This is a genomic window from Colwellia meonggei (genome assembly GCF_057537295.1).
Window position 1 is genome coordinate 1 of record NZ_BAAJLZ010000004.1, and the last position, 12,930, is coordinate 12,930.

At 38.1% G+C, this 12,930-nt stretch carries 12 protein-coding genes; 4 read left to right on the plus strand and 8 right to left on the minus strand.

The features are described 5' to 3' along the window. Positions 1 to 40: 40 nt before the first annotated feature. Positions 41 to 556 (minus strand): acyloxyacyl hydrolase, encoded by a 516-nt coding sequence (locus AC27E9_RS10875; RefSeq protein ID WP_487130074.1) that lies wholly within the window; start codon positions 554 to 556, stop codon positions 41 to 43. A 170-nt stretch (positions 557 to 726) separates the two neighbouring features. On the opposite strand from AC27E9_RS10875, the gene ylqF reads away from it, so the two are divergent. Together ylqF and AC27E9_RS10885 are read left to right on the plus strand one after the other, a co-directional pair. Beyond that, positions 727 to 1,659, plus strand: coding sequence for a ribosome biogenesis GTPase YlqF (gene ylqF, locus AC27E9_RS10880; protein ID WP_487130076.1), 933 nt, complete (start codon positions 727 to 729; stop codon positions 1,657 to 1,659). A 22-nt stretch (positions 1,660 to 1,681) separates the two neighbouring features. After that, on the plus strand, positions 1,682 to 2,113 hold the full coding sequence (locus AC27E9_RS10885) for an HIT domain-containing protein (RefSeq protein ID WP_487130078.1): 432 nt from the start codon (positions 1,682 to 1,684) through the stop codon (positions 2,111 to 2,113). A gap of 73 nt (positions 2,114 to 2,186) precedes the next feature. On the opposite strand, the gene megL is transcribed toward AC27E9_RS10885, so the two are convergent. Continuing rightward, a complete protein-coding gene (megL, locus tag AC27E9_RS10890; RefSeq protein ID WP_487130080.1) occupies positions 2,187 to 3,398 on the minus strand; it encodes a methionine gamma-lyase in 1,212 nt (403 codons plus the stop codon). 352 nt (positions 3,399 to 3,750) lie between these two features. Here megL and AC27E9_RS10895 point away from each other — a divergent pair, with 352 nt between their 5' ends. After that, positions 3,751 to 5,295, plus strand: coding sequence for a sigma 54-interacting transcriptional regulator (locus AC27E9_RS10895; RefSeq protein ID WP_487130082.1), 1,545 nt, complete (start codon positions 3,751 to 3,753; stop codon positions 5,293 to 5,295). A gap of 40 nt (positions 5,296 to 5,335) precedes the next feature. Here the strand turns inward: AC27E9_RS10895 and AC27E9_RS10900 are convergent, their stop codons facing one another. From AC27E9_RS10900 to AC27E9_RS10915, 4 genes are all read right to left on the minus strand, one after another. After that, entirely contained in the window at positions 5,336 to 6,124 is a 789-nt protein-coding gene (locus AC27E9_RS10900; protein ID WP_487130085.1) for a response regulator, read from the minus strand. A 38-nt stretch (positions 6,125 to 6,162) separates the two neighbouring features. Beyond that, positions 6,163 to 6,558: an SUI1 family translation initiation factor gene (locus AC27E9_RS10905; protein ID WP_487130087.1), complete on the minus strand. Its 396-nt coding sequence runs from the start codon at positions 6,556 to 6,558 to the stop codon at positions 6,163 to 6,165. Positions 6,559 to 6,640: 82 nt separating this feature from the next. Continuing rightward, positions 6,641 to 7,567, minus strand: a complete 927-nt coding sequence (locus AC27E9_RS10910; protein WP_487130089.1) for an electron transfer flavoprotein subunit alpha/FixB family protein — start codon at positions 7,565 to 7,567, stop codon at positions 6,641 to 6,643. After that, entirely contained in the window at positions 7,564 to 8,316 is a 753-nt protein-coding gene (locus tag AC27E9_RS10915) for an electron transfer flavoprotein subunit beta/FixA family protein (RefSeq protein WP_487130091.1), read from the minus strand. The genes AC27E9_RS10910 and AC27E9_RS10915 overlap by 4 nt, the downstream gene beginning before the upstream one ends. A 289-nt stretch (positions 8,317 to 8,605) precedes the next feature. On the opposite strand from AC27E9_RS10915, the gene AC27E9_RS10920 reads away from it, so the two are divergent. After that, on the plus strand, positions 8,606 to 10,255 hold the full coding sequence (locus tag AC27E9_RS10920) for an electron transfer flavoprotein-ubiquinone oxidoreductase (protein WP_487130093.1): 1,650 nt from the start codon (positions 8,606 to 8,608) through the stop codon (positions 10,253 to 10,255). 158 nt (positions 10,256 to 10,413) lie between these two features. On the opposite strand, the gene AC27E9_RS10925 is transcribed toward AC27E9_RS10920, so the two are convergent. Both AC27E9_RS10925 and AC27E9_RS10930 read right to left on the minus strand, forming a co-directional pair. After that, positions 10,414 to 11,187, minus strand: coding sequence for a DUF2884 family protein (locus AC27E9_RS10925; RefSeq protein ID WP_487130095.1), 774 nt, complete (start codon positions 11,185 to 11,187; stop codon positions 10,414 to 10,416). A 46-nt stretch (positions 11,188 to 11,233) separates the two neighbouring features. Continuing rightward, on the minus strand, positions 11,234 to 12,919 hold the full coding sequence (locus AC27E9_RS10930; protein WP_487130097.1) for a flagellar assembly protein A: 1,686 nt from the start codon (positions 12,917 to 12,919) through the stop codon (positions 11,234 to 11,236). Positions 12,920 to 12,930: the final 11 nt, after the last annotated feature.

The window sequence follows — 12,930 nt, forward strand, 5'->3', positions numbered from 1 at the left end:
CCATGAACTCCATACCGAACTGCTTAACTACGCTATATATTTACCAGTGATAGCTGTAGTTGATTGATAATAGGTTTGTGCCATCGTTTTTATTGTTAAGTGCTGCATTTGAGTAGTGCTGTAATAATAATGCGACTCTATGGTTAGATGTTAGTTCGACGCCAATCTCTATCTTATCTTCAAACATCCAGTTATCACCTAATTCACGATTGCCCCATCGAATTTGATCAACATATGCGATACCAATGCCAATACGAGTAACAATTGTTATGTACTCAGTATAAATTTTATATTTTACCAAAGGGACAAGTGATGCAGCTGTTATATCAGGTCCATATAAGTTTTGCCAAAAATGAGCGCTTAGATCAAAGTCAAAAGTTAAATTTTGTTCAATGAAATAAGGAAATTGATATTTTGTCTCGAATATATACCCATACTTTTGGGTATTTGATTTATCGATAGATGTCGATTGACCACTACCAAACGTTAAAGCATCTGCTTGGCATATATTTGATACTAGCAATGAAGTGATAATAGCGATGATAACTTTACTCATTATTGATAAGGAATTAGTTGGTATATATTTAACGTTAGTTAAGTAAATGTTTTTTGTAAATTATTCGCATAAGTTTTTATAGCGCTTAGTTAAAATATTTAAAGTTGTTTTCAGCAGCATTTCATTTTCATCAATGTTAAAATCTTAATTATTTGATAAAAAGATTTTTTATGGCGATTAATTGGTTCCCAGGGCATATGCATAAGGCTCAAAAAGAGATTAAAGAAATATTACCGCAGATTGATGTCGTGATAGAGGTATGTGATGCACGTTTACCTTTTAGTAGCGAGAATCCAATGATCACTGAGATCCGTGGCGACAAGCCCTTAATTAAAATTCTTAATAAATCAGACTTAGCGGATCCTAACATTACGGAATTATGGTTGAGCTATTTAGAGTCTCAGCACAATGTAAAAGCTATTGCTTTAACTACAGAATCACCATCTGTCGCAAAAACAATTCCTAATTTAATTCGTAAGCTAGCCCCTAATAAAGATGAGGCTGGTAAACAAATTAACGCTGTTATTATGGGAATTCCTAATGTTGGAAAATCAACTTTATTAAATACTTTGGTGGGTAAAGCAAAAGCAAAAGTTGGGAACGAGCCTGCGGTAACAAAGGGTCAGCAACGTATTCGTTTAGACGACGGCTTATATTTATATGACACGCCAGGTATGCTTTGGCCTAAGATAGTCAATGAAAATAGCGGATATCGCTTAGCTGTAACTAGTGCAGTTAAAGATACGGCCTTTGATCATGAAGAAATTGCCTGTTTTGCTGCAGAATATTTATTGAATGCATATCCTGAGCGTTTACTGGAACGCTATAAATTGGATGAACTGCCAGAACAAGAGGTTGAATTAATTGAGGTCATCGGCAAGAAGCGTGGTTGTGTTAGAAGTGGCGGTAGAATAGACTTTCATAAGGCTTCCGAAATATTAATTAATGAAATAAGGGATAAAACTCTTGGCGGTATCACGTTTGAAACACCAGAAATGGTGATAGAGGAAGTGAGTCACTTTGCAAAAGTTGAAGCCGATAAAATTGCCGCTAGAGAAGCTAAAAAGCTCGCTCGAGGTAGAGGTCGTCGTAATAAGCGTTAATTGATATACTTAAGGGAAGAAGATGAGTACTGAATTTGTTTTACATCCACAATTGAAAAATGATTGCTTTGTATTAGCCGAGCTTCCACTGTCTCAGCTATTATTATGTAACGATAGTGCCTTTCCATGGTTTATATTAGTGCCGAGAGTTGAAGGTATTGAGGATATTTATCAATTAGATTGGCAGCAACAACAACAGCTTTTAAATGAATCGAGTATGTTGAGTGAAGTACTGGTGCAAGAGTTTAAAGGCGATAAAATGAATGTAGCAGCATTAGGAAATGTAGTACCACAATTACATTTACATCATATTGTTCGTTATAAAACCGATCCTTGTTGGCCAAAGCCTATTTGGGGACAACAAGAGTTGATACCTTATGCAGATGAAGAATTAGCTGCGTTAAAAGCACGTTTACTGCCTAAGTTAGACGCAATATTAAGTAATCAAAATTAGCCGTATATTTCCTATCAAGTAGCCCATTAAAGTTTAAATAATGGGCTATCTTTAGAATTTAGGCTAATAGTAACTAAGCTATATTCCTATCGATATTTGCTGGTTTAATTAATGATAGTGACTGTTCTAAATCTGTTATTAAGTCATCAACATTTTCAAGGCCAACAGATATTCTAATTAAGCTGTCGCTAATGCCAGCTGCTAATCGCTCTTCTTGTGTATACGGTGAATGAGTCATTGACGCAGGATGCTGAATAAGTGATTCCGCATCACCTAAACTCACTGCAATGGAGAATAGCTTCATACGATTTATGAAGTCACTACCACCAGCAAGATCACTTTCAATTTCAAAGGCAATAACGCCTCCCGCTGCTTTCATTTGCTCACCAACAAACTTGTTACCTGAATGACGCTTCAATCCAGGATAGTAAACATGTGAAACTTTTTGATGATTTTCTAGAAACTCTGCTAATTTTTGTGCATTACTGCAATGACGCTCCATACGTATAGGTAACGTTTTAAGGCCTCGCATAATCAGCCAAGCATCATGTGGACTGATTGTTGCGCCAATGTCTTTCAGTACGGTCATTTTAATATTCATGATCATTTCGCTACTGCCGCAAATTATGCCTGCGACAACGTCACCATGGCCATTAAGGTACTTAGTTGCACTATGTACCACAATGTCGATACCGTATTTTTTCGGTTGCTGTAAAACCGGTGTAAGAAAGGTGTTATCAACAATTGAAATGATATCGTGTTGTTGAGCAATTTTGCCAATCGCAGCCAGGTCGTAAACTTCCAAATTTGGGTTTACCGGAGTTTCTAAAAATATTACTTTAGTATTTGGTTTTATCGCAGCTGTAATTTCGTCTGGATTAGCCATATCAACGAAGCTAACCTCAATACCCCAGCGAGTTAGTTGGTGATTCATTAATGCAAATGAACAGCCATAGACAGCTTTAGAAGAAATTAAATGATCACCGCAAGATAAATTTGCGAGTAATGCTCCAGAAACCGCACCCATTCCTGTAGCCGTTGCCGCAGCATCTTCCATACCTTCCATCGCAGCAACACGCATTTCCAATTGTCGGGTTGTAGGGTTTCCTAGACGACTATATATGTAGCCGTCAGCTTCTCCTGCAAATCTATCCGCACCTTGTTGTGCATCATCAAAGATAAATGTTGAAGTTTGGTATAACGGCGTTGCTAATGAACCAAATTGTTCATCATTAATACGACCAGAGTGAATTGCTTGGGTTTCTATATGCTTGCTGTCAGACATAATTTTCCTTCATCTTTTTGACATTGTAATTATTGTGGGTCAAAACATAATTTAGTTGATTTTCAGTATTATTTACTCTTTTGCAATAATTTTGCCAAATAGTAAAGTCTATATAATACAAAGGTTTACTGGTTTAATTTTAATTGTTGTAGAATCTTTTGTAATAAATTTATTACAAAAGATTCTACAGTATTTTTATTTAGTGATATTTTTTGAATTTAGTAAGATAAAAGCACGCTTATAGCGAGGCAAATCAGTACAATTATTATTGTAATAATTTAGGTACGCTGTAATATAATTATTACTTATATTGTTTTGTTTTGTTTTGTTTTGTTTTGTTTAGAGATTAATAATGCGTATTGAAATTTCGTCAGAGGATAGGTTGGGTATTAGCCAAGAAATACTGACAGTATTGGTTGCACTTAACGTTGATATCAAAGCGATGGAAGTAGCATCTCAGCGAATTTTTGCTCACTTGGGTGATAATAAAGTTATTTTTACCCACATTGAAGCAGCACTAATGACAATTTCCGGAGTTAATAGCTGCAAAGTAGTGGATTTTCTGCCTGCTGAAAGCCGTGAACGTCATTTAAAAGCACTACTGAATCGCTTACCCGATGCAATTATTGATATTGATGAAAAAGGCTGTGTAATAGCACTCAATAAATCTGGAGAAAATCTACTAAGACAACAATATAAATTCAATAGTACTACAAAGCTAGAAGGGCGCGAGATAACCGAACTATTGGAGCTTGAAGCTGAGCTACCATTACTTGATCGAGTTAGTTCTCAAAGTATTGAAATTGCAGGGCAGAGCTATATTGCGGAAATCACTCCGATAACTGAGCAAGATAATAGTTCTGGTGCTGTGATTTCAATAAAGTCAATAAGTCAGCTTGGTAGGCAAATAGCAATTTTACAAACTCGTGAAGAACATGCAATAGATCATATTATTGGCAGCTCTGCCGGGATCCAAATGCTTAAAGAGCAAACAAGCCGATTTGCAGAGCTAGATTTACCAGTCTTAATTAGTGGTGAAACTGGCACAGGTAAAGAGCTTATTGCTCGCGCGTTACACAATGCTAGTCATCGTAAAAAAGCACCGTTTCTTGCTGTTAATTGCGCGGCATTACCCGAGCATTTGTTAGAGAGTGAGTTATTTGGTTATGCGACCGGCGCCTTCACGGGAGCGCAAAAGGGTGGGAAACCAGGGTTATTTGAATTAGCAGAAGGTGGTACCGTATTCTTAGATGAAATTGCTGAAATGTCACCCTATTTACAAGCTAAGTTATTGAGGTTTTTGCAAGACTTTACTTATCGTAGATTGGGAGGAACGAAAGAGTTAAATGCCAATGTAAGAATTGTTAGCGCAACTCACCAAAACTTACTGAATATGATTGCAACACAACAGTTTAGAGAAGATTTATTTTATCGTCTCAATGTACTTAATTTAACGTCGCCACCATTGCGAGATCGTGCTGAAGATATTAACTTGCTAGTTAATCATTTTGTTATCATGGCTGCTGATCAAATGAACCAGAGAAGACCTAATATAGAAGCCGGGGCGATGCAATTACTGAGCTCTTATATTTGGCCGGGTAATATTCGAGAGCTACAAAATGTTCTATTTCGAGCCGTTGCGCTCAGTGAAAATGGCGACATCACCTCTAAAGGCATAACTGTAGCGCTTGCCCAGTTTAAACAGATTGAAGATGATAGTGATATCATTGACGGAAACGAAGTTGAAGATTGGGCCAGTGCGCAAGCACAGTTTGAAAAAAAGTTAATTTCCGATTTGTATCCTTATTATCCGACAACCAGAAAACTTGCAGAACGTTTAAAAGTATCACATAACAAAATTGCGATGAAATTAAGACAGTTTGAGCTTAAGTTGTAATGTATAACTATGCTAGCGCAAACTGTCCCTTAAATTGAAATTAATCTTCTAAAATTTTATAGAGGATTTTTTTTACATTTTGAGGCTCAAATGGTTTATCACACATTGCGGTAACGCCTTCAGTAAGAATGTTTGATAGATGCGTGTCATTGCTTTCACTCGTAACCATTAATATTGGTAAATGTGATTGCTCACTTTCGTTACGAATATAACGAGTAAGCTCTCTGCCATCGACTTCAGGCATGTTGTAATCTGTTACGACTAAGTCGAACATGTTATTTTTTAATAAAGCTATTGCTTCACTGCCGTCAGCAGCTTCTGAAATTTTTGACAAGCCTAAGTTATTCAGTACACGCTTAATATGGTTGCGAGCTAGCTTACTATCGTCAACTAATAGCACCCTAACTTCGTGAACATCAAAGTATTCAAGCTCTAATTCATCTGTAGAAAGCAAATCAATAGTAGTGTTTATCGCAGTGGCGAGATGATCTGGAGTAAACGGCTTTGGTAGTAATGCAATAACTCCTGATTGTTTAAACTCTTCAAGTGTTGCACGACGATGCTCACTGGTCACTAACATAAATGGCGTGTCAGCAATTTCAGAATTTTGCCTCACTTTATGAAGCAACTCTAGTGCGGTACCGTCTTCATAATACATTGCACTGGTAATCAAATCGCGATGATGCTTTTCAACACTGGCATAAGCTTCATTAATGGTTTTTGCTTCCGATACCTGTGTTACACCTTGTTGCTTTAGTTCTTTAATGATAATTTTTCGTTGTAAATCTGAAGGCTCAGCAACAAGTAGCGATAACTCACTTGGATTCATAGTAATTCTCAATACCTTAATGAATGGGGAATTTGGCCTTAACCGCCAATAAATTTAACTTTAAAGCCGCTTTTCTCAAGCACGGCTTTAATCTCATCTCGTTTGTCGCCTTGGATTTCGATAGTTTCTCCGACGACACTACCACCACTTCCACAAGTTTTCTTTAGTTTCTTAGCAAGATCTTTCAGTGCTTTTTCATCTAAGCCTAAGCCAGTGATAGTAACAACACCTTTACCTTTTCTGCCTTTAGTTTCACGGCGAACTTTCGCGAAACCGTCTGATGCAGTTACCGTTTTTGTTGTCGTTTGTTTAATTCTTCCTTGAGAGGTTGAATAAACAAGCGAGTCGTTACTAACTGCTGCGTTATCATCTTTTTCAATAGTTTTGCCAAAGGCACTGGCGAGATCGCTTAAATTAGAAAATGTTTTTGTCATGTTGATTACTGTATTTCAGATAAAATAAAACCACTACAAGAGTGGTTTTATTATACATGATTTTTACGGTGAGGATATTTGCTTAAAGCTTACTTTCTAGCTCAGGCAATGCATCGAATAAATCTGCAACTAAACCGTAGTCAGCTACTTGGAAAATTGGCGCTTCAGCATCTTTGTTGATAGCAACAATGATTTTAGAGTCTTTCATACCGGCTAAATGTTGAATTGCACCTGAAATACCAACAGCAATGTACAAATCTGGCGCAACAATTTTACCAGTTTGACCAACTTGCATATCATTAGGTACAAAACCAGCATCAACAGCAGCGCGTGATGCGCCTATTGCAGCACCTAGCTTGTCTGCGATACCTTCAAGAAGCTTGAAGTTGTCGCCATTTTGCATGCCGCGGCCACCTGAAATTACAACACCTGCAGCGCCAAGGTCTGGTCTTTCAGACTCTGATAATTCATCGCTTACATGGCTAGAAGTACCAGCATCAGTTACTTTATCTAGCGCTACAACTTCTGCATTGCCGTCAGTTGCTACAGCATCAAAGCCGGTAGGGCGTACTGTAATAACTTTTTTACTATCTAAACTTTGCACAGTTGCAATTGCATTACCTGCATAAATTGGACGAACAAAAGTGTCGCTGCTTTCTACCGCAATAATGTCAGAAATTTGTGCAACATCTAATAACGCAGCAACACGTGGCATAAAGTTTTTGCCGGTAGTTAATGCTGTCGCAACAATATGATCGTAGTCTGCTGCAAGCTCTGTTACTAATAGTGAAACATTTTCCGCTAACTGATGTTCATAAGCTGCATTATCAGCAACTAATACTTTGGTTACACCGTTAACTTTACTGGCGGCATCAACAACTGCTTGACAGTTATGGCCAGCAACTAATAGATGGATATCTCCACCCATTGCTTGAGCTGCGGCAACTGTTTTTAAGGTATCAGCTTTTAATTGGCTATTATCGTGTTCGGCAAATACTAATACGCTCATGAGATCACCTTCGCTTCATTTTTTAATTTTTCTACTAATTCATCAATACTTTCAACAACAATACCTGCTTGACGTTCTGCTGGTGGTGTTACTTTAAGTAGCGTAGTGCGTGCTGCTAAATCAATACCGAAGTCAGCTGCTGGTTTTACGGCTAGTGGTTTACGCTTTGCTTTCATAATATTAGGTAATGAAGCATAACGAGGCTCATTCAAGCGTAAGTCAGTAGTAACAATAGCAGGCAAGTTCAATGCAACGGTTTGTAAGCCACCGTCAACTTCACGTGTTACGTTTACTTTCTCGCCATCAATATTAACTGCTGAAGCGAATGTGCCTTGTGCCATACCAGTAAGCGCAGCAAGCATTTGGCCTGTTTGGTTATTGTCGCTGTCAATTGATTGCTTACCAAGAATGACTAGCTGTGGTTGTTCTTCTTCAACAACTTTCTGTAATAATTTTGCGACGTGCAATGAATCTAAGTTTTGATCGGTATCGATCTGGATTGCGCGATCAGCACCTAATGCAAGTGCAGTACGTAGTTGTTCTTGGCATGACTTATCACCAATAGATACGGCGATAACTTCTGTTGCTGTGCCAGCTTCTTTTAATCGAACCGCTTCTTCTACTGCGATTTCACAAAATGGGTTAATTGCCATTTTTACATTAGCAAGATCGACATTCGAGCTGTCTGCTTTAACACGTACTTTTACGTTATAATCAATAACGCGTTTGATGGGTACTAATACTTTCATCGTTGCCTCTGAGGGTGCTTGTTGTTGGTAATATTGGCTAAACTAAATGAAATTCAGCTTAGCGCTATAATTATGGTTTGAAAGACTACTTGTAGATTACGTTTACGTCAACGTCTTCTGTCGATATCGTCAATCAAATTGCGCTTAAACAAATATTATCGGTAAATAATGCAATACAGGATAGTATTTACTTCGAAAATATCTATAATGTTGGATGTTATCAAACAGGTGTTTGAAAATCAAACGCGTGTTTGAATTTTTCATAAAGAATTGAGTGATGGGAGATGTTATGGAACGCGAATCAATGGAGTTTGACGTTGTAATTGTTGGAGCTGGTCCTGCAGGCCTATCAACTGCTTGTCAATTAATGAAGCTAGCACAAGAAAAAGAACAAGAACTAATGGTATGTGTGGTAGAAAAAGGCTCTGAAGTAGGAGCTCACATACTTTCCGGTGCAGTTTTTGAACCACGAGCATTAACAGAGTTATTTCCTGATTGGAAAGAAAAGGGTGCACCGTTAAATTCCGCCGTTACGGGTGATGATATTTATTTGTTTAATGGCGAAGATAGCGCGGTTAAATTACCCGGTTTTAGTGTCCCTAAAACTATGCATAATGAAGGTAATTACATTGTTAGTATGGGCAATGTTTGTCGTTGGTTAGCTGAACAAGCGGAACAACTTGGTGTAGAAATTTTCCCAGGCTTCCCTGCTCAAGATGTTATTTACAATGAAGATGGCAGTGTTGGTGGCGTAATTACCGGTGATATGGGCTTAGATGCTGAAGGTAATCAAAAAGATTCATTTATGCCAGGTATGGAGTTGAAAGCAAAATACACTGTTTTTGCTGAAGGCTGTCGTGGTCATTTAGGTAAAGAACTTATCGCAAAGTTTGCCTTAGATGCAGATAAGTCGCCACAACATTATGGCTTAGGCTTTAAAGAAATTTGGGATATTGACCCTGCTAAGCATCAAGAAGGTTTAGTAGTACACTCTGCTGGCTGGCCGTTAGAAAAAGACACCACAGGTGGTGGTTACTTATATCACGCAGAAAACAACCAAGTATTTGTTGGTCTAATTGTCGACTTAAATTATAGCAATCCGCATTTAAGCCCGTTTGATGAATTCCAACGTTATAAGCATCATCCTAAAATTGCTCAGTACCTTGAGGGCGGCAAGCGCGTTTCTTACGGCGCTCGAGCGATGGCAAAAGGCGGTTTTAATTCATTACCTAAAATGACTATGCCAGGTGCTGTGTTAGTAGGTTGTGATGCTGGTACTATCAATTTCGCCAAAATTAAAGGTAACCATACTGCAATGAAGTCGGGTATGTTAGCGGCTGAATCTATATTTGAAGCGTTAGCATCTGGCGATGAAGGTGGTAAAGAGTTAACGAGTTATATTGAAAAGTATCAAAACTCTTGGTTATATGATGAGCTCTATAACACGCGTAATTTTGGCCCTGCTATGCATAAGTTTGGCACCTTTTTAGGCGGTGCATATAATACCATTGATCAAAACTTCTTTGGTGGTAAGTTACCTTTTAATCTCAAAGATGAAACCTTAGATCATGAGCAACTTAAACTCGCTAAAGATGCACCGGTGATTAATTATCCAAAACCTGATAATAAATTGAGTTTTGATAAACTGTCATCAGTATTTTTATCAAACACTAACCATGAAGAAGAACAACCATGTCACTTGAAACTGGCAGATAGCAGTATTCCAATTAATGTTAACTTAGCGAAGTATGCAGAGCCAGCGCAACGCTACTGTCCAGCAGGTGTATACGAAGTAGAAAGTACAGAGGAAGGCGGTAAGTTTGTGATTAATTCGCAAAACTGTGTGCACTGTAAAACCTGTGACATTAAAGACCCAAGCCAAAATATAACTTGGGTAACGCCAGAAGGCACTGGTGGTCCAAATTATCCAAATATGTAATTGGCTAGTAAGTTAACGGTCTACAGTGCATCGTCACTCTTTCGCAGCCATGCTATCGTGACATACCGTTCATCCTGAACATAAAAAGCCTGCAATTGCAGGCTTTTTTGATCATATATAAATATTAAAGAACGAAGATTCTATAGAGTAGTCACGAATTAATTGGTTTCTATTAAATTAAACTCTGACAATGCAGGGATTTCGAGTTGTAACCTATTTTCTATTTCGTCTAACTTCACGAGTCGAGTACAAATTTTTTCTGCTTTTGTTTCTAACGCGTTAGCTTGATTACTAATTCCTAACTTTATATCGCTCGCCATGGTTTCAATACGTTGGTCAAAGGTTTCTACTCGTTGTTCACTGCTTTGCTCTTCTCTATGTGTCATTGCTTCGCCAACAGCAATTAGAATAGTGCCTACTGAATCAGAAACAATCGCTTCAATTTCCTTTTCAAATTCGCCAGCAAAAACTTCATCAAAATCATCAAAGTCTTGTGGCGCAATATAGTAACTATCATCACTATGGTTAAAACGAGTTCGTAAGCGCCATTTCATTTCGTCAAACTTTTCTTGAAATTGCTGATGGGATGCGCTGTTTTCGCCAGTTAAGCTACTAATTACCTTGTTTACAGCTTTTAAACCTAGCTCAACACCTTCTATGGCAATAGAAACAATCGCGGGTACCTCTTCCCTGATCCCCTTAGTATATTGACTTAGCTGCACTTGTTGTTCAGCACTTAATCCAACTTCACGACCGTTTACAAATAGCTGATGTTGACCGTTAATTTGCACGTAGGTTTGACCGTGATTAACAATACGAATATGGGCGGGATCAATAATCACACCGTGAGTAAAGTTAATATCGCATTGTTGCGCCTGAGCACTAGCCGTTAATAAACTAGCAATAAAAAGGCCGCGGGCAATAAATGCCATTGTAAACTCCAGATTGGAAATATATTGTCGTCGATACTATAACAGATTACGTGTTCACTATTGGGTCAACATGAATTTTTCGTTCTTTATAGATTAGTCGGCTTGGTCCGTATTCTCGACGTGTTTTATCATGAAATTCACCCACTGACAATTGAACACCATGATAAACTCTTTCTGTCGCTTCTACGTAAACACTTGTCATATATTCTTGTAACGTTGCTTCAATAGCTTCTTTTTTGGATAAGTGCTCGCCCATTTTTTTTGCATGGTACTGATAAGTAGTTAATACTTTTGCCAACATTTCAGGCTTAGCTTTATCTTTTGGGAGCTTTTTCAGCTTATTGACTGCTGATTTTAGCTCTGAGGTTTTTTCTGATTCTTCTGTGACAAGTTCATCAACGTCAGATATTTGTGCTAAATATTGTTCAACTTTTTCTTGGAAAGAAATTATTGTGGTACTGCCAGCTGTTGCACCAACAGTGCCTGCACGAACAGATTCACCAGCACGAATATAGCCAGCAATTAATTTTCCATTGGGTTTGTCATCTGCACCTACCCAAAGCGTTGATGCAACTTTGACTATGTTATGCATCATTTGGTTTTCAATTCGTAAAGATTCACATGAAATTTCTGCATATTGGCTGTATTTTGCAAAAACTTTGCCGCCAGCTTTAATGTTAACGCTCATATGAATTTGATCAACTTCTAGGTCATCAACTTCTTGTTTCTTACCTATAATACCAGTGCCTATAGTGATGTCACCACCAGCTTCTAAGGTTGCTGATTCGACAAAGCCACCAATGGATATGTCACCAGTAGCGTGAACTTTCATGCCCTCACAAACGTCACCGTCGATAATAACACTACCCTGAAATTTAACGTGACCTGTACTAATATCAACATTTTTAATTTGATAAACGTTGTCGACTTCCATACCATTTTCAATAATACGGGGTAGGCCAACTAATGTAGAAACTAAAATGCTACTATTTTTTGGACTTAGTGCCGTACCTTCACCAACATGCATTTCTAAGTCAGCGCCCGGTGTTGGTTCTAAAACATCGCCGATAACGGTATAACCTTTAATACCATCTGTTAGCGGGATTTTCTTGGCCAGCGGATCACCTACTTTTACGCAAATAATATCACCTAGGTCACGCATATCGACACTGCCGTCTTCACGTTTTTTCGGTTTTAGTATCCGATCTTGTGCACTTTCAACTAACAGTTTGACCCGAGAATCTTTACCATCTATTGGCAATTTCCCATGGGCAATTTCACCTTTTACAATTGAGCCAGCTGGTTCTTTAGCTGCTTGCTTAGCGAGCTTAATGAGTTGATCTTTGCTAAAACCTTTGCATACACCGGCATCTTGAGAAGCATTTAGAATGGCTTTTGCACTCATGTGCTTGCCACCAAGCGCAGTAGATATTTCTGCAGAGGCCGACATATTGTCATTGTCGACATTGATAATGATAGTCGCATCACGACGTTCAAGTATCTGATACTTTATTTCACGACCAGACATGTTGTCTTGTAGAGGCTTTAATACGCTATTTAGTTCGGCAATAGCGTTTTTTATATTGCCATTATCGACATATAAATTGCTATATTCTGAGTTTTCAATCAGCTCATGAATGTTTGCTTCAGTTAACTGTGTTTTTGTTTTAACTGGAGACAGTACTAGGTCTATGTTGTTTTTATTATTCGCTACTAAACTTGCCTTGCTCACACTCGTTTTAC